This window comes from Nocardia sp. NPDC051052 (genome assembly GCF_044456045.1).
Taxonomy (GTDB): Bacteria; Actinomycetota; Actinomycetes; order Mycobacteriales; family Mycobacteriaceae; genus Nocardia.
This window is the reverse complement of the sequence record NZ_JBITFL010000009.1, coordinates 266,783-289,067: the sequence shown is the minus strand read 5'-3', so window position 1 is coordinate 289,067 and position 22,285 is coordinate 266,783. Positions and strand designations below refer to the sequence as shown.

At 66.2% G+C, this 22,285-nt stretch carries 19 protein-coding genes and 1 pseudogene; 8 read left to right on the top strand and 12 right to left on the bottom strand.

Annotated features, from left to right (window positions below; genetic code table 11):
* Position 1 precedes the first annotated feature (1 nt).
* The gene (locus ACIBCN_RS29965; protein ID WP_396995051.1) at positions 2–601 is read left to right on the top strand and encodes a TetR/AcrR family transcriptional regulator; all 600 of its coding nucleotides are present in this window, start codon (positions 2–4) and stop codon (positions 599–601) included.
* Between the two features lie 228 nt (positions 602–829).
* Positions 830–1,351: a hypothetical protein gene (locus ACIBCN_RS29960; RefSeq protein WP_396995050.1), complete on the top strand. Its 522-nt coding sequence runs from the start codon at positions 830–832 to the stop codon at positions 1,349–1,351.
* A 108-nt stretch (positions 1,352–1,459) separates the two neighbouring features.
* Here ACIBCN_RS29960 and ACIBCN_RS29955 read toward each other — a convergent pair whose 3' ends face one another.
* Complete coding sequence (locus ACIBCN_RS29955) at positions 1,460–2,020, bottom strand: TetR/AcrR family transcriptional regulator (protein WP_396995049.1); 561 nt, start codon at positions 2,018–2,020, stop codon at positions 1,460–1,462.
* 116 nt (positions 2,021–2,136) lie between these two features.
* On the opposite strand from ACIBCN_RS29955, the gene ACIBCN_RS29950 reads away from it, so the two are divergent.
* The 3 genes and pseudogenes from ACIBCN_RS29950 (at position 2,137) to ACIBCN_RS29940 (ending at position 4,522) form a co-directional block, all read left to right on the top strand.
* Entirely contained in the window at positions 2,137–2,856 is a 720-nt protein-coding gene (locus ACIBCN_RS29950; RefSeq protein ID WP_396995048.1) for an MBL fold metallo-hydrolase, read from the top strand.
* 97 nt (positions 2,857–2,953) lie between these two features.
* Positions 2,954–3,226 (top strand): annotated as a pseudogene (locus ACIBCN_RS29945) (DUF4260 family protein); the annotation flags it as partial.
* 555 nt (positions 3,227–3,781) lie between these two features.
* On the top strand, positions 3,782–4,522 hold the full coding sequence (locus tag ACIBCN_RS29940) for a dienelactone hydrolase family protein (protein WP_396995047.1): 741 nt from the start codon (positions 3,782–3,784) through the stop codon (positions 4,520–4,522).
* Between the two features lie 15 nt (positions 4,523–4,537).
* Here ACIBCN_RS29940 and ACIBCN_RS29935 read toward each other — a convergent pair whose 3' ends face one another.
* The 3 genes from ACIBCN_RS29935 to ACIBCN_RS29925 form a co-directional block, all read right to left on the bottom strand.
* Positions 4,538–5,434: a hypothetical protein gene (locus tag ACIBCN_RS29935; RefSeq protein WP_396995046.1), complete on the bottom strand. Its 897-nt coding sequence runs from the start codon at positions 5,432–5,434 to the stop codon at positions 4,538–4,540.
* Between the two features lie 7 nt (positions 5,435–5,441).
* Complete coding sequence (locus ACIBCN_RS29930; protein ID WP_396995045.1) at positions 5,442–5,618, bottom strand: hypothetical protein; 177 nt, start codon at positions 5,616–5,618, stop codon at positions 5,442–5,444.
* A 96-nt stretch (positions 5,619–5,714) separates the two neighbouring features.
* A complete protein-coding gene (locus ACIBCN_RS29925; RefSeq protein ID WP_396995044.1) occupies positions 5,715–6,653 on the bottom strand; it encodes a LysR family transcriptional regulator in 939 nt (312 codons plus the stop codon).
* A gap of 83 nt (positions 6,654–6,736) precedes the next feature.
* On the opposite strand from ACIBCN_RS29925, the gene ACIBCN_RS29920 reads away from it, so the two are divergent.
* Positions 6,737–8,017, top strand: a complete 1,281-nt coding sequence (locus tag ACIBCN_RS29920; RefSeq protein ID WP_396995043.1) for an MFS transporter — start codon at positions 6,737–6,739, stop codon at positions 8,015–8,017.
* A gap of 303 nt (positions 8,018–8,320) precedes the next feature.
* Here the strand turns inward: ACIBCN_RS29920 and ACIBCN_RS29915 are convergent, their stop codons facing one another.
* The gene (locus ACIBCN_RS29915) at positions 8,321–9,187 is read right to left on the bottom strand and encodes a class I SAM-dependent methyltransferase (protein WP_396995042.1); all 867 of its coding nucleotides are present in this window, start codon (positions 9,185–9,187) and stop codon (positions 8,321–8,323) included.
* Positions 9,188–9,290: 103 nt separating this feature from the next.
* The gene (locus ACIBCN_RS29910) at positions 9,291–9,869 is read right to left on the bottom strand and encodes a helix-turn-helix domain-containing protein (protein ID WP_396995041.1); all 579 of its coding nucleotides are present in this window, start codon (positions 9,867–9,869) and stop codon (positions 9,291–9,293) included.
* Positions 9,870–9,962: 93 nt separating this feature from the next.
* On the opposite strand from ACIBCN_RS29910, the gene ACIBCN_RS29905 reads away from it, so the two are divergent.
* Positions 9,963–11,531, top strand: coding sequence for an MFS transporter (locus tag ACIBCN_RS29905; RefSeq protein ID WP_396995040.1), 1,569 nt, complete (start codon positions 9,963–9,965; stop codon positions 11,529–11,531).
* A 17-nt stretch (positions 11,532–11,548) separates the two neighbouring features.
* Here ACIBCN_RS29905 and eccCb read toward each other — a convergent pair whose 3' ends face one another.
* Together eccCb and ACIBCN_RS29895 are read right to left on the bottom strand one after the other, a co-directional pair.
* Positions 11,549–15,898, bottom strand: a complete 4,350-nt coding sequence (eccCb, locus tag ACIBCN_RS29900) for a type VII secretion protein EccCb (protein WP_396995039.1) — start codon at positions 15,896–15,898, stop codon at positions 11,549–11,551.
* On the bottom strand, positions 15,891–16,259 hold the full coding sequence (locus ACIBCN_RS29895) for a hypothetical protein (protein WP_396995038.1): 369 nt from the start codon (positions 16,257–16,259) through the stop codon (positions 15,891–15,893). Before ACIBCN_RS29895 ends, eccCb begins: the two co-directional genes overlap by 8 nt.
* A gap of 181 nt (positions 16,260–16,440) precedes the next feature.
* Between ACIBCN_RS29895 and ACIBCN_RS29890 the strand changes: the two genes are divergently transcribed.
* Entirely contained in the window at positions 16,441–17,283 is an 843-nt protein-coding gene (locus ACIBCN_RS29890) for a hypothetical protein (RefSeq protein WP_396995037.1), read from the top strand.
* Between the two features lie 4 nt (positions 17,284–17,287).
* Here the strand turns inward: ACIBCN_RS29890 and ACIBCN_RS29885 are convergent, their stop codons facing one another.
* Genes ACIBCN_RS29885 through ACIBCN_RS29870 form a run of 4 tightly spaced genes read right to left on the bottom strand, consistent with a single transcriptional unit; the run spans position 17,288 to position 22,115 of the window.
* Positions 17,288–18,274 carry an SCO2521 family protein gene (locus ACIBCN_RS29885; protein ID WP_396995036.1) on the bottom strand — a complete coding sequence of 329 codons (987 nt, stop codon included), beginning with the start codon at positions 18,272–18,274 and terminating at the stop codon, positions 17,288–17,290.
* A gap of 1 nt (position 18,275) precedes the next feature.
* Positions 18,276–19,304 carry an SCO2522 family protein gene (locus tag ACIBCN_RS29880; protein ID WP_396995035.1) on the bottom strand — a complete coding sequence of 343 codons (1,029 nt, stop codon included), beginning with the start codon at positions 19,302–19,304 and terminating at the stop codon, positions 18,276–18,278.
* Between the two features lie 2 nt (positions 19,305–19,306).
* Positions 19,307–20,245, bottom strand: coding sequence for an SCO2523 family variant P-loop protein (locus ACIBCN_RS29875; protein WP_396995034.1), 939 nt, complete (start codon positions 20,243–20,245; stop codon positions 19,307–19,309).
* A complete protein-coding gene (locus ACIBCN_RS29870; protein ID WP_396995033.1) occupies positions 20,238–22,115 on the bottom strand; it encodes an SCO2524 family protein in 1,878 nt (625 codons plus the stop codon). Before ACIBCN_RS29870 ends, ACIBCN_RS29875 begins: the two co-directional genes overlap by 8 nt.
* Positions 22,116–22,285: the final 170 nt, after the last annotated feature.

Below are 22,285 nucleotides of genomic sequence, written 5' to 3'. Positions count from 1 at the left end.
TATGGCACGTCCACGCGCGTTCGACGAGAAGCAGGTCCTGCAAGAGGTCCGGGAGCAGTTCTGGACCGCTGGCTACGCCGCGACCTCGTTGGAAGACCTGATGCGGGTCAGCGGACTGGGCAAAGGCAGCCTCTATGCGGCATTCGGCGACAAGCGTCAGCTCTTCCTCCGAGCATTGCGCAGCTACACCGAAGGCAACCATGACCACCTCCGAAAAGCCCTTACCGAGGCCCCGCGGGCGATAGACGCTCTCCGCATGCTTCTCGAAGCGCCACTCGAGGAGACGACCGATAACGGCACGCGGCGTGGCTGTCTGCTGGCCAACAGCACCTGCGAACTCGGCCACTCGGATCCGGAGGTCCTCGCCCACGCTCACCGCACCTACGAGGCCACCACCGCCGTGATAGCCGACTGTGTCTCCCGCGCCCAGGACGAAGGGGATCTGCCGGCCGAGTCGGACCCGATCGCGCTGGCGCGCGCTCTCCTCGCCGCGCAACAGGGGATCGTGTTCATGAGCCGGACCGGTTTGGACACGGGCACACTCACCTCCACCGCGCGATCACTCGCGGCTCAGCTCCTGCCGGACCGCGCCGACGACTGAACGGACAGGTGGTAACGGACCGTTCGCTCACGCATCTGGGCGACGCGATAACTCGCTGCCATCCGAATCCTTGTTCACCAAACAACTCTGAGAGGCCAAGGGCCACTGGGGTTGTCCGCACGAAAGCGCGTCGGCTGTTAACGTGCCCGCATGGAGGCTGTGGGGGAGTTCGTTGTCGGTGTCGATACCGTAGCGGTTCAGAGAGCCCGTCGTCGGACGCTCCGGTTGATGACGACGTCGGTGGTTGTGGAATTGGCGGCTGCGGTGGTGATCTCGGCGTTAGCAGGGTTCATGGTGTGGCTCGCCGGACCGATCGGCCTCATGCAGTTCGCGGTGGTGGCCGTCTTCCTTTTCGGCGCGCAGCGGACCCTCCGAAACCGGCGGCGCCTGCGGGACAAGTGGGCCGCCGAAGGTATTTGTTCCCACGCAATGCGGTTGTCCGCCAACGGTCTTCGGCTCAGCCTCGACGGTGCACCGGACTCCATCTTTCTGCCTTGGGGAACTGTGCAAGGGTTACGAGTACATCGGTGGCGAGGCCAGCAGCTGCTGGTGGTAGATCTGATCCCCGGAGTCGGCGATTCCACTTCCGGCGTTCACGGCCTTGACCACCCGGAGGCCCAAATGATGCTCCGGAAGCGGACCCATGGCACGACCGGGCTCCAGACCGCTGTGCGTATCCTCGCCCCACCGATGTCGGACATCGATCGGGCCGCGGCGTACTTCACCGCAGGCAGGGTCCGTGTTCACTGAAGAAATGCCATCGCACCGACACCACAACCGCTGGCTACAGTGTGAGACAAACCGGAAGTGCCCAGGTCAATCAAACTGGTGGATGCCGCGAGTTTTGGGACCGCACACCTAGTCGTCCGCACGCTGGATGGCGTTCAGCACTCGGTTCAGGCCGAAGTTCCAGGCCTGTTCGAGGTCGCCGCCTAGGCGGAATGCTCTTGCGAGCTCCAGCGTGATGAACCCGCTGGCCCAGGCGACGATCGTGCGGGCGGCGGGCAGCGCGTGCTCCGGGCCGGCCAGCTCGGCGACCAGGCGTAGCAGCGTGGCCGAGGAGCGTTCCGATCGCGCGGTCGCGCCGGGTACCGCCTGGGGTGCGTTCATGAGCGCATAGGCGGCCGGGTTGGCGTGCGCGAAGTTGCGGTAGGCGGTCAGCAATGATCGCAGGTCAGCGGTGGGATTGCCGGAGTCGGCCGCCGCGTCGGCCGCCGCGGTCAGCTCGTCGGTCACGTTCTCCAGGATCAGCCGGAGCAGGTCGGAGCGGCTGCGCACCCGCTTGTACAGCGACGGCGGGCGGACGCCGACCGCGTCGGCCACGGCGCGCATGGTCAGCGCGTCCGTCCCGCGTTCTTCCAGCAGGCGCCGTCCGGCCGTGACGACGGCGGCGGTCGAGGTTTGCGCGTGAGCGGGCATCCCAGCCTCCTGATCGTCGGTGGTCGAAATCCTACTTGCGGACCGCACGAAGGCTAACTAGGGTAGCCATTCGAAGGCTAATAATCATAGCCTTGGGTTTGGTCTAGGAGTGTCACATGCAAATTGCCGAGGGTCTGCACCGGATCGGCTCCGACGTCGTCAACTGCTACCTGGTCGTCGACGGGGATGGTGTGACGATCATCGACGCGGGACTCCCGCGTTACTGGACGCTGCTGCGCAATGAGCTCGCGCAGCGGGGGCTGACCCTCGATGACGTGCGGGCGCTGATCCTCACGCACGGCGACTCCGACCACATCGGTTTCGCCGCCCAGCTCTCCCGCGAGAAGGGCATCCCGGCCTACCTGCATCCGGCCGACTTCGACCGGGCTCGGCTGGAGGTGAAGAAGCCCAACAGCGGCTGGGGCCCGATCAAGGTCGGGCCGATGGCCGAGTTCCTGTGGTACTCGGCCCGCAAGGGCGGTCTGCGTCCCCGGCCGGTCGGCGAACTGCGCCCGATCGAGGACGGTCAGGTGCTCGACGTCCCCGGCTCGCCCCGGATCATCCACCTGCCCGGACATACACCCGGCAGCGTGGCGGTGCACGTCCCGGCGGTCGACGCGCTGTTCCTAGGCGACACCATGACGACCCGCAACGTGCTCACCGGCGCGACCGGCCCCAAGCCCGCGCCGTTCACGCTGGAACCCAGGGAGGCTATAGCGTCGCTCGCCCGCATCGAAGAAGTGGACGCGACCTGGGTCCTGCCCGGTCACGGACCGGCCTGGGACGGCGGGGTGGCCGAGGCGGTACGGCTCATCCGGCACGCCGCGGAGCAGTAGTGCCATGCAACGGCTACCGATCTGGTTCGAACGGGCCGAGAACCTGGCCATCGTTGTCGCGGTGATCTTCGGGTTCGTCTAATTACACTTCTCGTGGTGGTGGCTGCTGGCGCTTTTCCTGGTGTTCGACGTGGCCATCGTGGGCTACTTGGTCAACGAGCGAATCGGGGCCATCTGCTACAACCTGACTCACGCCTATGTCGGGCCCGCAGTGCTGCTGCTCGGCTACGTAATTACCTCGGTCCCCTGGTGCGCATTCGCGGGGCTGGTGTGGGCCTTTCACATCGCGACCGACCGAGCACTCGGTTTCGGCCTCGAGTTCGCGAGCAGTTTCCAAGACACTCACCTCGGCCGGATCGGCAGATCCTGAAGTCCGAGAACCGAACTGACGAAATGCCATCGCGTGATCTCGCCGACCTGGCTTCGGTCCGCGCGTTTGCCGAGGACTTCACCGAGCATCTCGAAGTGCTGATCAACAATGCGTGTGGAATGATTCCACCCTTCTCCGCGCCTCCGATGGTTTCGAATTGCAGTTCGGGACAAACCATCTGGGGCAATTCGCGCTCACGAACCTGCCCTTGTCCCAGATCAGGGCACGGGTGGTCCCCGTTTCGCCCAACGGCCACAAGGTGGGCTCGATCGACTTCGACGACCTCGACGGGAGCGCAAGCCGTACCAGGCGATGGTGGCGTATGCGCAATCCAAACTCGTCGATCGTATTCGCCGATTGCGTTGCACGGCAGTAGGATTCGGGTTTTCAATAGCAGCGCTGACGCAGCCGATCCAGTCACTGTTGGTGGCTTCCCGCACCGACCGATCGTGGACATCCTTGCCCATCAGCAGATCGTGTCTGGATATGCTGACGCTTCGCGCGACGGTCGTACTCCGATGCGTTCAGTACGACCTGATTAGAAAGAGATTCGGCATGACAACAGAGGGCGACGCGAGCGCTGACCATTCCCACCGAACGTTCTCCTACGAGGACGGCGGTACGGCGTTCACCGGATTGCTCGTCCCGCGTGCACCGGGCGCACCGGCTCGGGGTGGGGTGATGATCGCACCCGATTGGCGCGGACTCAGCCCATTCATGCGGCAAGAGGCGACCCGTCTCGTCGGCGCCGGTTTCGATGTCGGCGTAATGGATCTCTACGGCGACGGCCTGTTCGCGACTGAGGAGTCGCAGGCTGGGCCCTTGATCGGCGGCTTGATCGATGATCGCGCCAGCGGCGTATCCCGGATGGCCAGCTGTCTCGAGGCGTTTCGGCACGCGACCGGCGCCGCGCCGGTGGTCCTGATCGGATACAGCATCGGCGGCATGGTCAGCCTCGACTTCGCCCGAAGCGGTGCCGACATCGCCGGGGTCGCGCTGTGTTCGGCACTGCTCAAGACGGCCGAGCCCGGGGCGCCGACGAAAGTAGGCGGACGCGTGCTGGCCCTGCACGGCACCCGCGATGCCATCTGCCCCATGGACATGGTCAGTGCCCTGTCCGATGAAATGGACATTGCCGGCAACGACGCGACGATCGTCCTGTACACCGGCGCCCATCACGCGTTTTACAACCCCGAGGCAGGCACCGACCCCACCGCCCGCCTCGTCTACTCGGCGACCGCGGCTGCCCGCTCCCGAGACATGATCGACAGGTTCCTCACGCAGGTATTGACCTGATCGATCCGACACCTGCTACCGGGGGCGCTCGGCGACTACTTCGATGGTGTCGGCATCGATCAGTAGCAGGCACGGAACCAGCTCGGTGCCGGTGTCCGGCGAGGTGAGCACGGCTTGCCTGATGTCCTCGACCTGGCCCGAGCCGGCGCCCGCGATGAGGATGTGGTCGGGGCTGATCAGGCCTACGACCAGCCGGTCTTCACCGACCTGTTCGGCGCACTTCTCGTGGAAATCGTCGAGCAGGATCGCCGACGCCACGCAGGGGCCGTCCCGCTCCATGGTGGCGAGGGTTCCGAGTTCCGCATCCGGAGCCACCTTGAAGTTGAGCCCGGACTTCACGTTCCCGAGGGCCTCGAGGGCCAACTCCTCGATCTCCTCCGCGCTCATGGCCTCGAACTTGCTCCGAGTGAGATGGGACATGCCGATCCGACCGTCAGGCGTGGTGGTAACCCTGGCAAACCCGAAGTACAGCTTGCCCTCCACCAGCGGGAGCGAGGCGGAAAACGGCAACGGCTCGGAGACGCTGTGCAGGATCGGCAGCCATTCACCAACCCGCTCGGCCTGCCGGAACATCTCCTCGCCTCGTTCCCGCAGCTTGATGTTCTCGACCTCGTCCATCACCCGCCTGGCGTGTTCGAGGGCATCGGTCCAATCGTCGCCCTCGGGGCGCTCGAAGACGTGCGTGTGCCCGGCCTCGGGGAACGTCGCGGCCAGGAAGTTCCGGTCAGTGTCGGTGGGCTGCCAGGTGCTGTGCACCCTGGTCACGTCAGAAGACTGGATCTGCCGCTCTCGCTCGGCCTGCTGCCATGCCTGCCGGACGGAGTCATGGGCCTGCGCGGGCGCGGCTGCGGTGATCAGCTCGTCGTCGTTCGAATTTAGTTGGAAGACAACGACATTCAGGGTCAAATCCATCGTAGGGCTAGCAGATCCCCGGTACTTCGCCATGGATGAGGACTTGGATGAAGCACTGCAGGTTCGAGCTGCCCGAACTCGGGGCGGGCGCCGGATCCGCGCTCGCGGCCGGCGCGGCCACCAGTGCCGTCAGCACGAAGGCGGCAGCCGATACCGACACAGCCACGCTGTTTCTGATACTCACACCAATCTCCTTGTCTAGGAGCTAGATCGACTAGAACCTAGATCAAGGTAGCGATGTTCGAGCAATGCCCCCAGCCCCTACTTTCCTGGAGCCTGGTCAAGTCCGAACCGGTGGCGCCAGTTGGGCCAGCTCGCGCGAGACTTCGACGGCGACCTCGATGGTGCGGGCCACCAGCGGCGACTGACCGCGGCGTCCAGGCGGCCAGTGCAGATAAATCTCGCGTGTGAGGGTGGGGGCGAGTTCGTGGACCCGCAGATCCGGCCAACCTTCTGGTCCATGAATCGCACCACAGGAGCGGCACACGACGGGGTGGATCGCCAGCCAGGGCAGCACGGCGAGACCCATCCCGGCGCGCACCATCGACAACATGGTTTCGTTGCCGGCTGAGCGAAACACGATGTGCGGCCGCGCCCCTGCCGCCGCGAGGGACTGCTCCAACTTGGGCTGGTCACAGGTCGCCGGCCAGGCCACCATCGCCTTCCCGTCCAGCATTCGCGCTGACACCGGGCCCGCCGGCAGCTCTTCTGGCAGCGCCACCACCAAGTAGGGGTCCGTCATCAGGAGGACGGATTCCGTGTCGTCGCTGATCGGCCCGTCGTAGAACAACAAGTCGAGCTCGCCGATCTGCGCGTCGTCCGGTTCCGCTTCCGAAAGCCTGATCTCGCAGTGCGGATGCTCGTCCCGAAGGCGGCGCAACATGGTCGGCAGGATGACGTTGGAGACGCTCTGCAGGGTGCCGACGTCGATGCGGCCATCGCCTGCCTTGAATCGATCGACCGCATGCGCCAAGGCTTCGGCTTTCGTCAGCAGCTCCCTGCCTTGCTCGAGCACCACGGCGCCGAGTGGAGTTATCCGCACCGGCCTCGGCCCGCCTGGCCGATCGAACACGGAACCGCCGACGGCCTTCTCCAGTGCGGCGATGTGCTGGCTCACGCTGGATTGGGTGTAGCCGAGCCGGTTCGCCGCTCGGGAGAACGTGCCCTCCTCGGCGATCGCGATCATTGTCGTCAGCTGGCGTAGGTCGATCTCGGCCATGGCTAGATGTATAGCAGATCACGATGGATATCATCGTAAATGATCGCTTTTATTGATCGCTCTTGCCTCATAGCGTCAACGGCATGACAGTCTTGACGACAACCGCCGACATCAGCGCGAACAACCACACACCGCGACTACCAGCCCTGGCGTGGTCCCTCGGGGCGTGCCACCTCGTTGCGCGAGCCGGCGGCTTTGTGCAGCCGATGCTGGTGCTGTATTTAACCCAGGAACAGGGGATGGCGCCGACCGCTGCGGGTGCCGTGGTGGCGGCGGTGGGCATCGGCGACTTCGGGTCGCAACTGCTGGGCGGCTGGCTCGGGGACCGGTTCGGGCGTCGGCTGACGATGCTCCTGGGGTTCCTCGGGACGGCAATTGCGCTGGCCGCCTTGGGATCTGCCGAAACAACCGCGGCAATCTGGGCCGCGGCAGTCGGCTACGGCCTCACCGCCGGGCTCTTCCGGCCGGCCGGCTCAGCGGCAGTTGCGGACCTCCCGCCCCAGCAGCGAGTACGCGCCTACAGCCTCCTCTATTGGGCTGCGAACCTCGGATACGCCATCGCCGCAACGGTTTCCGGGGTCTTGGCGAGTCACGGCTATGGCCTGCTGTTCTGGTTGAACGCCGTGGCCGTGCTGGCCGCGGCGTTGATCGTGGTGATCGCGGTGCCGGAAACCCGTTCGAGCGCGATCGGCATTCGACGCGCGCTGCTGCCCGCGTTGCTCGGCGACCGACTGATGCTCACCATGACGCTGATCCACGTCGTCTACTTCACGCTGAATATGCAGGCGTTCGCCACCTTGCCGCTGCTGATGACCGGGCAGGGATGCGGCCCGGCCACGTACGGCGCCGTGCTCGCCCTCAATGGACTCGCCATCGTCATCCTGCAACCGCTGGCCGTTGCGGTGCTGGCGCACCGCGATCGCGGAACAGTACTCGCCGCCTCGATGCTCTTGACGGGGCTGGGTGGCGGCGTGGCCGCGATGAGTGCGTCCGCCGCGGGATATGCCGTCGCGATCCTCATCCTGAGCCTCGGGCAGATCGGGATGGCGGTCCAGTTCGGTGCCACGTTCGCCGACCTGGCGCCGTCCGATCTGCGCAGCAGGTACATCGGCGTGGCCTCGAGCACCTGGAGCCTCGGCACCATTCTCGGCCCGCTGGTCGGCATGGCGCTGCTGGAGCACACCGACCGAATCTGGCTGAGTGCCGGCGCGATCGCCACCGGACTCCTTCTCTTCGCGGCGCAGCAAGCCGCTGCCGGATCCCTGCGCGAGCGGCAGGCAGGGGCCATCAGCGTGGCTACCGGCGGCAATGCTCTAGCCACCTCGACCGCAATCAGGCGAGATCGTATCGTCGTTGCTCGCTAGGGGGTTGCTTACTTGGGGGCATGAGGACGTCGCGTACTTCGCCGACCTCTGTGGCCCGTCGATGTCGAAGAACAACCTCGCAAAGACCACCGACAGGGTTTCGATGATGCGAGGAAGCTTCGCTGGCCCAGATGGGCCGTTTGGGAATCTCGAACACCGCGTAATTCTTGTGCACCACAAGGGATACCGAGCTGCCCGCGCGATATCTGGTGAACGTACGCACCGAATTCCAGCACCCGGCGGCAAGGCGGACGTGCACCGAAAAGGCAGTGCCCGCAAGCTGTTCCACCACCTCGGGCGCGCCTACGCGCGGCGCGCGGCCCAGACGGTGCGTTCGGTGCGTACCGCGAGGTCGTCGCGTCGCAGGATGCTGTGCGGGCTGTCGGTGTCGAGCAGGCGGTCTAGGGCGGCTAGGTCTTCGGCCGGGAGGGTATCGGCGATGCTGCTGCGGAGGCGTTGCAGACTGCTGAGGGCGTAGGCGCCGACCGCCGGATCGCCGGAGCCGTCGATGTTTACGGTGAAGGTGCGTTCGCCTTCGAGGGTGAAGCCCGCGTCGATCAGCTTCGGTCCCCAGTCGGCGCCGCGGTGCGGGACGTGTTCGGCGTGGTAGTGGTCGCTCGCGGTGTGGCAGCGTTCTTCCAGGCCTGGACGGTCTTCCGGGGCGGTCTCGGGGAGGAAGCGCGGAAATCCGGCCAGCTCAACGACCGCGAACAGCCCGCCCGGTGCGAGGGCGTCGTGCACCTTGCGCAGTGCGCGGTCGGGGTGGGTCAGGTGGTGCATCGAGGCCGACGCCCACACCAGGTCCGGCGCGCCGAGGTCGGGCCAGCGGTCGGCGTCGAGGTCGGCCTGCACAGTGCGCACTCGTTCCTGCACACCTCGCGCGCATGCCTTCTCACGCAGGCGCAGCAGGTGCCCGGCCGACGCATCGACGGCAGTGACGTGCGCCTCCGGGAAACGGTCGAGCAGCGCGAAGGTGCCTGCTCCCGTCCCGCAGCCCAGGTCCACGATCTGGCGCGGAGCCGTCGCGAGGGGCAGCCACTCGATGATCGCGGCGATGCGCTCGGCGAGGACCTCCGCGTCCAGGTCGAGAATCTCCGCCTGGCCGTCGGCGTCGTGCTGGTGGCCGTGCGGCGTGGCGTGGTGCGACGCGGGTGCGTGGTCGTGGGGCATGTCCGCACGCTAGGACGATCATGCGCTTACAGCAAGTTTCCTTTCCGTATTGGCAAAAGGATGGTGACATGCGGTGCCTAACGCGCAAGCGGCGCCACCGCGGTCAGATGTCGGCCCCGCTCTCGGCACGTTGATGACCGCGACGGGCTTCGCGATCGAAGATCCCGAGAATCTCGCATGGACCGCCCGCGGTCCCGATGGCATGCGGCAGCATCGTCGGGAACTCCGCCGCCTGATTGGTCTCGATGCGGAAGCGGCGCTGACCGAGCAGGAGAATCGCGGTGCCGGACAGCACGACGAGCCACTCCCGGCCGGGATGCGCGCGCATGCGGGCGGGGTTGTCAGGCGGCGGTTCGGTCATCCGCTGGCGTACCACGCTCATGCCCGGATCGCCCTTGATGGTCCAGCGCATCAGCCCGTGCGCCCCGTCGATCATCGGGCTGGTGACGACGTCGTCGGTGTCATTCTCGACGAGCTGATCCAGGGTGGTGTCCAGGGCGCGCGCCAGCGTGACGAGGCTGTCCAGCGCCAGACGACGCTGACCGTTCTCGATGCGACTGAGCGTGGACTGGCTCAGCCTGGCCCGGCCCGCCAGCTCCTCCAGCGACCAGCCCTGCGCCACCCGCAGCGCACGGATGCGTTTGCGCACCAGGCTGTCCAGGTCGTCATCATTTTGCGCCATAGGCAAGAGGCTATGCCATACATGCAATACGCGTCTAGCTTCGTCCGCAGGGGCCCGAACCTGCGCCGGCCCCCGCACTTTCGAGAGGAATCCATGAGTACGAACCAGCCGGCACCGGCTGTTGCCGCCGAAGCAAGCGACGCGACCCACGCACCGGACGCGCGTCAGCGACGGATGATCCTGATCGCCGTCTGTGTCGCGTTGATGGCCGTCATCGCCTCGGTATCCGGGCTGAACGTCGCCCAGCCCGACCTCGCGATCGAGTTCGGCGCCGCGCAGCACACGATTCTGTGGATCATCAACATCTACACCCTCACGCTGGCCGCACTGCTGCTGCCGCTCGGCGCCCTCGGCGACCGGCTCGGCCGCAAACCCATGTTGATCGCCGGCCTGAGCGTCTTCGGCATGGCCAGTGCGCTTGCGGGCCTTGCGAACTCGACCGAGGTGATGCTCGCCGCCCGCGTGCTCAGCGGTGTCGGCGCGGCGATGATCATGCCCATCACCCTTGCCGTGATCACCGCGACCTTCCCCGAGGCCGAACGTGGCCGGGCGATCGGCGTGTGGACCGGCGTCGCAGGTGGCGGCGGCATCCTCGGCATGTTCCTGTCCGCCGCCCTGGTGGACGTGGCGAGCTGGCGGTGGCTGTTCGTCCTGCCGGTGGCGCTGGTCGTGGTGGCGCTCGCGATGGCGCTGCGCTCGGTCCCCAACTCCCGCGAGACCTCCGGACACGCCTTCGACACCGGGGGCGCGCTGACCTCCGCCGTCGCCGTGGTCGCCCTCATCTTCGTGCTGCAGGAAGGGCCGGAACGCGGCTGGACCGCGCCCGCCACCCTGATCAGCCTCGCCATCGGGGTCGTCGCCGCTGGCTGTTTCGTGGCCTGGGAGCAGCGCCGCAGGGCGGCCGCCCTGCTGGACGTCCGGCTCTTCCGCGAACGTGACCTGGCGGGCGGCTCGCTCACACTGCTTGTGGTCTTCGGTGTGCAGGCAGGCATTTTCGTGGTGTTGTTCCCGTTCTTCCAGGCCGTGCTCGGCTGGTCGGGTCTGCTGTCCACGCTCGCGTTCATGCCGATGGCCGTGGTGATGATGATGGCCTCCGGGCTCGCCCCAAAGCTGGTCGCGCGCAGTGGATCACGCTCGACCATGGCGACGGGTATCGCGCTGTCCGGCGCCGGCCTCGCGCTGATGGCAGTCCTCGTCTCCGCCGACGGCGGCTACCCGACCATCCTCCCCGGCATGCTCATCATGGCCCTCGGCATGGGACTGTCGATGACACCCGCCACCGAGGCCATCACCAGCTCGCTGCCGCGGGAACGCCAGGGTGTCGCGTCCGCGCTCAACGACGTCACCCGCGAATTCGGCACCGCCCTCGGTGTCGCCCTACTCGGCGCACTCCTGTCCGCCGGCTACCGTAACGCCATCGACGATCGACTCGACGGCGTCTCCGCCAATGCCGCCGGCACCGCCCGCGAAGGAGTCGCCAACGCCGTTGCCGCAGCGAATAACGCGGGCGCACAGGGAAGGTCGTTAGCCCAGGCTGCGCAGCAGTCTTTCGTCGACGGCTGGCAGCAGGCCATGTGGGCAGGCGTCGCCATCATGGCGGCCCTGTTCCTCTACCTACTCGTCCGCCGCCCGAAGAGCCGTACCGACGCGGCTTCTTCCTGAGTTCCTACGGCGTGCCGCTAGTCGGGTGGCGGTAGATAAGCGATCTGGACTAGTTGGGGCTCTTGGGATCTGGTGACGAGAGTGCCTCGTCCCGGCGGTAGCGAGGTGGCGCGGAGGTCGGTGCCGACGAGTTTTCCTTCGTCGGCCGGGGCGCTCATGAGGAGGGTGGCCGCGGAGACTTCGCGGAGTCGGCCCAGCAGGCTGCCGTGCAGCGCTCTGGCCAGGCCAGCCGCTCGGCGGGTGATGATCAGGTGCAGGCCAACGTCGTTGGCGGTGGGCAGGAATTCCAGGAGGGGTTCCAGCGGGTCGTCGCCGTCGGCGACGATCAGGTCGTGGTCGTCGACGACGACATAACACTCGGGGCCGGTCCACCAGCTGCGGTCGCGGAGTTGGTGCGGACCGATCTCGGGCCCGGGGATGCGGGTGGTGAGGACGCGGCACAACTGCTCGATCGCGTCCGGAACCGTTGCCGCTGACGCACAGTAGGCGGTCAGGCGGGCCGGGTCGACGGCGTGCAGCAAGGTGCGGCGGTAGTCGATCAGGAGGATCTGGGCCTGCTCGGGTGACGAATTCTCGGTGATGCCGAGCAGGATGTTGTGCAGGAGCGTGGTTTTGCCGCAGTCCTTGTCGGCGAACGCCATGAGATGCGGCTGCGCGTCGAAATCTATTATCAGAGGCAACAATTCGTTTTCACCCAGGCCGATGACCAAGTGCGTCGCGTCCTGCGCGATGCCCGCGTGCAGGGCTGACCGCAGCACGTGCGCGCGGGGAATCTCCAGGGGCAGCAGCCGAACCTCGGGGGCTTGTCGCGAACCGTAGATGGTGCGCAACTGCCGGGCGGCCGCGGCGATACCGCTCGGCAGCTCCTTCGGATCGGTGCGGGAATCCAGTCGCGGTAACGCGATGAGCAGATGCAATTTCTCCGGGGACAATCCGCGGCCCGGACGATCGGGGGGCACCGTTCCCGCTGCCTGGCGATCCAATTGGGAGTCCGCTGGGTCGCCGAGCCGCAGCTCGATCAGCGTGCCGACCATGTCGGGCAGCGCGAGCCGGCTCCTGGTCCACGGCGGTAGCGTGACCACGACGTGCACGCCGTAGCGAGGTCCCTGCGTCGCGATGGCGACGATCGTGTGCTCGAGTACCGGATAGTCCTGCTGGACGACATCGAGTCCATCGACCATCAGGAAGACGTCACCGTACCTGTCCGCCGAGATCGGGTCGGCGGCTTGCTTTTCCAGCGTGACATCGGCTAATCCCGCCTTGCGGGAACGGAATTCGTGCATCGACGTGATGCCGAGCTCGCGGAACCGTTGTTCCCTGCGACCCACGAGCGCGGCCACCTCGGCGACGGTGCGGCGCACGCGATCCGAGTCGCGCCGCCCGGCGACCGATCCCACATGCGGAAACTCGGCCAGACCCGCTAGGGCGCCACCCAGATCCAGGCAGTAGAACTGCACCTGCTCGGGTGTGTGCGTGGCCGCCGCGGCCACCATCAATGTTCGCAGCGCGGTCGACTTCCCCGAGCGCGGGCCACCGACGATCGCCATGTGGCCGGAGCTGTCCGACAGATCGGCGCACAGCACCTCGCGATAGTGCTTACGCGGGACATCGACCACCCCGATCGGCAGCCGCAACAACCCGGGCCCCGACGACGGCGAATTCCACTGCCGCAGTAGCATTCCCACCGTCGGCGAGTCGCTCAACGGATCGGTCCACACCAGATGCGCCGCCGACCCGTGCCTGCCGAGGGTGACGGCGAGCGACTCCGACACCGGGCGATCGACCGGCCCGGTAGCGCCGCCGCCGGGCACCGACGGCCCTGGACCGGATGCGTAGGCGACCCGGAAGCGCGTCGCGGTTCCGGTGCCGATCCGCAGATATCCGTAACCGGGTACGCGCGGCAGGTGATAGGCATCGGTGGTGCCGAGGACAAGTCGCGATTCAGCGGTCGAAAAGGTACGCAGCGCAATGCGATACGAGAGATAGCTGTCCAGCGCGCGCAACCGCCATTCGTCCGGCCGCTGGGTGCCGAGCAGCAGATGCATGCCGAGCGACCGGCCGAGTCGCCCGATCCGGACCAGCACGTCGACGAATGTCGAAGTCCCGGAAAGCAATTCCACGAACTCCTCGATCACGATCACCAGCACGGGCAGCGGCGGCAGCGCCGCGCCGCCCGCGCGGGCCTGCTCGTATTCACCGATGGTGGTGTACGGCCCGCTGTCCTCGAGGTGCCTGCGCCGTCGGTCGATCTCCCCGTCCAGCACGTCCTGCAGCCGTTCCCGCAGGTAGAGATCCTGTTCCACGTCGCGGACGTGGCCTGCCAGGTGCCGCAGACTGGTCAGCGGCTGGAACGTCGCGCCGTTCTTGAAGTCGACGAGCAGGAAGTTCACCTCATCCGGGCTGTGCCGCAAGGCCAGCCCGAGCACGATGGTCCGCAGCAGCTCCGATTTTCCGGAACCGATCGCGCCGACCACCAGTCCGTGCGGGCCCATGCCGCCCTCGGCGCCCTGTTTGAGGTCGAGCAGCACCGGGTCACCCGGTCGCGTCGCACCGATCGGGATGCGCAACAGCTCCCGGGCGGGGCGCTCGCGCCACCAATGTCCGATGTCGAACACCGAGCCAGCGTCGAGGCCGTGCAGCGCGGCGAAGTCGGCCTCGACCTCGGGCCCGGCCGACCCGGGGCCGGTCCCCGCGGCCGTGTGCCGCGCCCGCAGGCGCGCGACGAGATCCGCGGCGCCGTCGGTCCCGTCGTCCACCAGCGCGGGATCCGCAGGTGGCTCGCGAATGTCGGGCACCGCGATCCGGAACGGCTGTTGCTGGTGCAGCGCCCACCCTGGACCTTCCGGCAGGCGCACCGCGAGCTCCGGATCGATGTGCGAATCGCGGGGCTGATGCATGCGCAGTTCGATCTGGACGGCCAAGAGTCTGGACATCCAGTCCGACACCTCGTTCCAGTCCCGCACGGTGGCGACCACGTGTACGGCGTATTCCGGCCCGGCATCGGCGATGCGGCGCACCGTATCGGCGGCCTTGGGCAGCAGCTCCGCGAAATCGTCCCAGCGATCGAGCACCAGGAACAGATCCGGCACCGGCCCCTCGGGCAATCCGTCGCGGGCCGCGCGCAGGCTGTCCGGTGAATCGATATTGTGCTTGCGGTACAACCGCTTTCGGCTGCTGATCTCCTCGATCATGCGCTGCAGCATGGCGGCGACCTGTTCGGGCTCGTCGTCGCAGACCACGTCGGCGACGTGCGGCAGCTCGCGCATCGAGCCAAGGCGGTTGCTGGATTCCAGCACATGCACGCGCGCCTCGTCCGGCGAATGCGTCAGGACCAGTGCGGCCACCAGGGTGCGCAACAGGGTGCTCTTGCCGGAACCCGCGCGACCGACAACCAGCAGGCCGTTGTCCGGGCCGGCGAATTCGAGCTGCACGATATCGCCGACGGTGCCGTCCGGCCGCCGTTGCCTGCCGATCGGCACCGCCAACTTGCCGGTCCCCCACCAGCTTTCCGCACGCAGGCCAGCGTCTTCAACCTGCTCCAGCCGGCCGAGCAAGCTGCCGAGCAGCACCCGATCACCGCCATCACTCGCACCCGCGGCCCGTCGTCGGGTGCGCGCGATGTAGACCTCGTCGTTCAAAAAGCCGTAGTGGCTAGGCGTTTGACGATCGGTACGACGCCGAACCTCGTCACTGACATACGTCCACAGATCGTGCGTACTGATCTCCCCGGTCCCGTTGCCCGCCAGCCCGGTGGTGGTGATGCCGTTGACGATCGCCGAGGTGAACATCGACAGCGGCACCGAATCCTCTGCGGCGGAGCGGTTCCCGTCTTCGGCGATCTGCACGCCGGTGCAGGCCGTCATCACGCAGATACCGTCCCCGGTGACCAGGTGCTCGCCGACCCCGTCGTCGATGCCGCCGACCGCCTTGATCACGTCGTTGCCGAGAAACGCGCCACTGTAACAGCAATCGAGCAGGATGATCTTGGCAGCGGCGCTCGACTCGCGGATCAGCTCCTTGATGAACGCGGACGACACCGCCGAACTGCTCGGCAGATTCGGATCGGTATTGCAGGCGGCCAGATACAGGTTGCGACTGGTGCGGAAGCCGTGACCGGAGTAATAGAACAGCACGAGGTCCTCCGGGCCCGCATTGCGGAACAGCCGCTCGATGCTGCGCTCGATCTCCGTCTTCGACTCGTTGACGAGAATTTCGGCGGGTTGGAACGCGCCGATGCTCGGGTCGTGCAACAGGTTTCGCAGCTCTCTAGCGTCCGAGACCGGCGCGTAGAGCTGCGAGATCGACGTCGAGTAGAAGGTGTCGTTGGCGACGAACAGCGCGATCCGGCGACCCCGCGGGCTAGTCATCGGCGAATAGACTCCGCAACTGATCGACGACGCCGTCGACCTGTCCATCGGTCGGCCGGACGATGGTGATGTCGCGGTCGCCGTTGCGTACCGTCACCGATTCCGCGCGGCCGCGGGCCAGGAATCGGAGGACGATATCGCGGATCGCCCAGGCCGAGGTGCTCAGCGCACCCCCGGACACGAGCAGCTGACCGATCTCGATCGCGGTGCCGGATTTGGTGCCGGGACTGGCCGCCGTTGTCGCAGCCCCGACCGTTATCCCGGAGATTTCCCGTAGCTCGTCAGCCAGTTCGTCGGCCAGGCGATCCAGCCGCTGCGCGTCCCCCGGACCGGCCGTGACGATGAACAACACGTCGGCCATGGCTTGCCTCCCCGTTCCACCCCGCCGCATGGTGCGGCACAACAACATTCTAACTACGCACCCGCCCGCGAACACGGCAAACGATGTGTGGGCTTGCACCTCGGAAAGAACGTCGGGCTCAATTGTCGTATCGCGTTATCGTGACGGTGCGCCGAAAAACGACGTCGATGGTGGGGCTGTAGTGGATGAGCAACAACAGGATTCGCATTTCGCCCGCTCGATGTTCACCCGGGTTGACCGGCATGTGAAAGCGTATGCCGACCTGGACCTGTATCCGTTCTTGGCGAAGAACTGGGTCGACCGCAGGCGGGACGGGGAACAGGACCTACTGGACTCGTTCAACCGGCACGTCGAAGCCGTGATCGCCGGATACGACCCGCCCGGCATTCGACGGCGTAGTGACAGTCTGCTGTTCGCCCGCTGCTACGCGGATCTCGGCAAGGCGTCCGACGCGCCGGTAGCGCCGGAGGTACTGGTCGCCTTGTTCGCCGCCGAGGTCGAATACCGGGGCCCATTGAAGTTGAGCCGCACGCAGAATCGACGGCTCGCCGAGGTCTACGAGCAGATCGGCGGCATACTGGCGCTCGTGCTGCCCGGGCACGCGGCGCTGTCGTTCCGGCGCGCGTGGAGCCTGTACCGCCAGGATGGGGATACCGACGCGGAGGACCGCTGCGGCTTGAGCCTGGCGCGGGCCAAGCGGTGGGCCCAGCCGGTCCGGTGGCGGCGCTTCGTCGGCTACTTCTCAGATCTGGTGTGCGGCTACGGTTATCGGCCGTATCGGATGCTGCTGTGGATCGTTCTCCAGGTCGCGTTGTCGATCGTGGTCGTGCGTTCGCTGTCCACCGCGTCGACCCTGTCGATCGTCTACGACTGCGCCATGAACTATCTGAATCCCCTCGGCCCCGCGGATACCGCGGGGCTCGAAGGGACGGATCAGCTGGTGTTCGTGGTGGAGGCGTACGCCGGGGTGTTGTCGGCGTCGGTGTTCTTCGCACTGCTGGTACGTCGCTGGTTTCGGCTCTAGCGATTCACCAGTCGTGACTGATGATCTTGGAATGCCGCAGTGCCGTGAGCGTCGCGGTCGTCATGCGGTCGCGCAACTGCCCGACCCGCGCGGTCCATTGGCGAGTGAAGCCAGGGTCGGACTCCAGGTCCACCCACAGCGGCCGCAGCTGCGGCGCGGTGTGCGCGCCCGGCATCCAAAGCGGCACAAGCTGATCCAGCAACGGCACCAGCTGATCCAGCACAGTATCGGTCTCGTGATCGTTGCGCCCCGCGCGGTCGGCGACCTGACCGATGGTGGTCAGCAGCCAATCGTGGATCGCGAGATCCTCGCAGAAGCGTTGCGCCGCGGCGATATCCTGCCCGCCCAGGGTGAGCCGCACCGTCCGCAATGTGTTGCCTGCCAGGTGAAAGGCGAAGCGGGGCAACTCGTTCGACCCCGCGTCGACCTCGACGGCCCAGCGCAGCCGCGTGGTGCCCGCACGGAACGGCATTTTCTGATCAAGCCGCGGATCCACCCTGGCGAACGTCGACATCCGTTGACTGATCGAGGTCAGGTCGAGCTTGTCGTCACCCTGCGACCGCAGATGTCCGTCCACCAGCCGACCGGCCGGCCCGGTGCCGAGGTGGCTCACCGCGTCGACGGTGCCCGGCCTGCTCAAGTAATACGACCAGGGCTGCCGGTCCTGCGAGCGCATCACCCTGGTCTGCGACGAGCCCTGCAGGACGCGACCGCCGATCACCACGGTGCGCGATGCGATGGTGCCGATCACGTGAATGTGCTTGCCCGAGGCCGGAATCAGATCGCAGTCGACCCCCTCGAAACGATTCGGCGAGATCACCAGCGGCATCGGCCGTTCCCGGGACGTCACCGTGAGGCCCTGCTGCACCGCGCTCAACAGTTCGATGCTCGCCGCCGTGTCCAGCACGTGCTGGGACGGCAGCAGACAGGTATGTATCTCACCGAGCACGACCAGCGGCGGCTCGTCGGAATCCGCGAGGACGTCGGTCATGTCATGCCCCTTCGACACGGGGACGCTTGACGACCTCGTCGACGAACATGTGCGAAAGGCGTCCGGTGACCTCCCGCGGCATCGTGATCCCCTCGCCGTCAGCGCGTTTGATGGCCTTCGCCAAGACTTCCTGATCGATGACGATGTGGTCGAGGATGGTCTGCACCGCGTGCTCGATCTTCACATATTCGCGCGGCAGAATGGACAGCGCTCGATACGCCTCGAACGGCGCGGCCTGCGGGTTCAACTTGATCACCGACGGCATTTCCCACCAACTCGCCGGCCAGCAGTCACCACGGGGTTGCGGCTCGACCACCGCCCTGCCCTCGTAGCGAACCATGCCCAAGCGCAGCAGCTGCCAGATCGACGCCAAGAACGGGCAGGACCAGCGGGTGTGCTCCTCGCCGTCCTTGTTGATCTGGGTGTTCCACATCTCGATGTCGAGGAAAATCGTGTGTTCCCGGCGCGCGAACTCCTCCGGGCGGCGATACTCCGCCACCTGCATCGCCTGCTCCGAGTCGTGTTCGGAGGACCGGCGCCCGTTGCACAACCAGCCGGACACGACATCGGGCGGACGCCGTCCCGTGGTCTGCTTCAACGGCTCGGCGACCACCCAGGACGCGACCATTTCGGCCAGCGGGATCTGCTGCCCGGTCAGCCGGCCGTCGACATACAGCGGCGTCTCCCAGCACCCGGCCTCCCGCGCGAGATAGTCGATGCGCAGTCCGCATTTCTCGGCGATGCCGAGCACCTTGTCCAGCACCTCGGTGGGATTCGTGTTCGAGCCGAAGTAGTCGTCGACCAGGAAGCAGGTACTCACCCGCGCCGAGGGTCCGTATTCCGCTCTGGCCTCCGCGGTGTGCAGCTCGACCAGCCTGGCCACCCGCTGGAAATGCGCGCGAATCTTGTCTTCCCCGTCGAGCAGGCTCTTCATGTAGAAGTGCCCGGTCTCGATGGACAGATGCGCGAAGTTCACCCCGGCGACCTGGACCTGCTCGGCCGCCTCGCTGTACACAGTGGCACCGTTCATCGTCAGAAGAGCCTCTCCCACGTCGCGTCGTCCATGAGTTCAACTGCCAACTCCTTGAAGGCGGTCACCGTCTCGTCGTTGGCGATCTTCGCGTCGATGTCGGCGTCGAGGATCAGCTGTTCGCGCCACTGGAGCACCGGCTCCATCGGCGTCGTACCGAGTTTGACACTGGAACCCAATTGATTGGCCAGGGCGAGCTGTTCCAACGCCTCGTTCTGTTTGCGCAGCCAAGCCCATTGCGGCCCACGGTCTTTGTCGCCGGAACCTTCGTTCGTCGACGGCACCGCGGTGCGGATGTAGCGCACCGACTCGAGCAGGTCGCCGACGTCGTGACCGCATTTCTGGCCCGCCTCCAGGAGGCCGTTCGGGCCGTGCACCAGGCCGTTCGCCGCGAGAATATGCTGGCGGGTCCACCGGTGGAAGACAAGCCACCGCGCGGAGACGTCGCGCAAGGATTCGGCGGCCGTGGCGCGCAGCACTATCTCCAATGCCGCCGACCGGCCCGCACTGAGATCCACGAAGGTGACGTCGAATTCCTGCTGGCAGATCATCAAGAGTTCGACGCACTGCTTCACCACCTGCGTGGTCGCGGGGAACTCGCCGCCGCCGCGATCCCCCGGAAACAACGTGAGCTGATAGGGATGCCGAAGCGCGTGCAGGTCTTTGCGATTGGTCTCCGACCGGATATCGCATCGGGCGGGAATCGTGATCCGGCCGTTCAGGTATTCGTGCAGCCCCTGCTTGCCCGATACGCCGCGATCCATCTTCTCGATCTCGAACAATGCTCCCGAAGTCGGTGAGCCGAAATCGAAGTCGAGATAGGCGACGCTTTTGCCGTCCACGCTCAGCCGGTAGGCGATATTGCAGCTGGTCACCGAACGACCGGTACCGCCCTTGTCCGAGGTGGAGAAAACAAGTATGCGCTCGCTCAACCTATTCACCTCTCATAGCGTCGAGGCCGGCGACTTCGAGCCCGTCCAATTCGCGCAGCGCGTCGACGCAAAGACTGAACGCCGTGGCCGGACGCTCGTCGATCAATTTGGCGGCGCGCACCAGATTCTTTTCAATGTTCTCCAGGGCCCGGCGATTCGGTGTGTTGTCCCGTTCGCTGAGCTCCAGGAATTTTTGATTGAGCAGATGGTCCGCCTCGTCGAGCAGTTCCAGCGCACGGGTCAGCGAGGTCGGCGACCGGAAGGGCACATTCTGGTAGCTCGATTCGGCGACGACCAGACATTCGATGATGCGCTCGGTGAAATACCACGAAGGTTCCTGAGGTCCGTCCGGCTCGGGCTGGACCGGCTGGCCGATCGGGCCGGGATTCACGAAGACCCGGGCCGCGTCATCCCAGAGCCCTTTGGCCGGAACACGTTGGAACGCACGCAGTTCCAGATGATCCATGGTGGATTGCGCCAGTTCCAGCAGCTGCCTGCGGGTGGACAGGGTGCGCGACAGTTGCGCCGCCTGCAGCGTCCGCTTCAACAGCATCGGCGCGTAATCCGACACCGCCCAGTACAGCAGCGGTCCGTCGTCGATCAGCTCGGTACCGTTCAACCGCAGCATTACCCCGGGGATGTGCAGTGCGCGCGCGGGATCGCCCTCGGTGAGCCTGCGGGTGATCCGCCCCCGGCGGGCCAGTTCGTCGAAAACGCGGGTGGCCCTGGTGAGGTCGTCGTCATCGGCTTCGCGGGCGATCAGGTCCTGGATCAGCAGACCGGACACGCAGAGGCTGAAGTAGTCCGATTCCTCGCCGTCGGAGGTGCGCCATGGAATGTCCTCGAGCGGCCAATCCCCTTCGCCGAAGCGGGCCATCGCCGACCAGTAGCGTTGCGCCAGATCCCAGCGCAGTTGCAGCGCGTCGGCGAGTCGGCGCTGGTCCGCGTCGAGCAGGTCGAGCTCACGGGTGCGCGGCTGGGTCAAGTCGTTGATGCCGTCCAGGGCGGTAATGGTGAAGTAGAGGTAGGGCCGCGCCACCGCGAAACCCTCCGATTTGGCGATCGGCACGTCGATGAAGTCGATGACCTCGGCGCCTTCGATCACGCCCCAGCTCCAGCCACATTCGAACATCAGGGCCGGGCTTGCGAGGTCGGCCTGCGGCGTCTTGTTCAGCGTGACATCGCGGAGCAGCCGCCCACGGACCCGTTCGAGCCGCTTGGCGACGCCGCCGACCACCACGTCGTTTTCGGCGCCGGTCTGATTGAACATGCTGAGCATTGCCACGCCGGTGTCGGTTTCCGGATCCACCGACTGCACAACGAAACTGCGCACCAGCCCGACCATGGCCGCGGTGAGCCGCTTGTTGAGCCGGACCGCCACCGGTTTGATCAGCCGCTCCAGCCGCTGCTGGTCGCCGGGACTGATCGAATCCTGCAGCGAGCGCAAGTATTGCAGGCCGGCCAGGCAGACCGTGAGCGACATCGAGTAGGAATCGACCACATCGACACTCCGCTGCCGATCGGTCGCCTCGGCTCCCTCGGTGGCGCGCAGATAACTACCGCCCGCGAAGACCGGCTGATCGTCGCGTTCGTAGCGCCGCAGATACTCGTCCATCACCTCGACGATCTTCAGGCCGATGCGGCGTTCGCGGCCAAGCGGTTTCAGCGTCGTCCGGACATCGTCGGCGATCCGGTCGGGGTTGTGCAGCGCGAAGCTACTGATTTGGGTGGCCGGGTATAGCAGGCACAACAGTTGTTCGGCGTCGCTGATGGAGTTCGAGCCGTCCCGCCCACCCCAGATCCAGGTGTCGTCTTGATAGCAGGCAGCCAGCAGTGAGCTCCAGACATTCAAAATCTGGCGCCGTGGCTGGATTCTCATTGATCGCAGCCTTTCTGTCGTCTCAGAGGACTCGCACGAGAACGGAGCGCTCGGCAATAAAGCCGACCGCCCAGTTTCTTTATCCGGTTAGTCTCCACGCGGACAACACCGTTCGCGGTCATGTGTCGACCAGAGCCCACCTATTGCCTGCAATAGCAGCGTATCGCGGT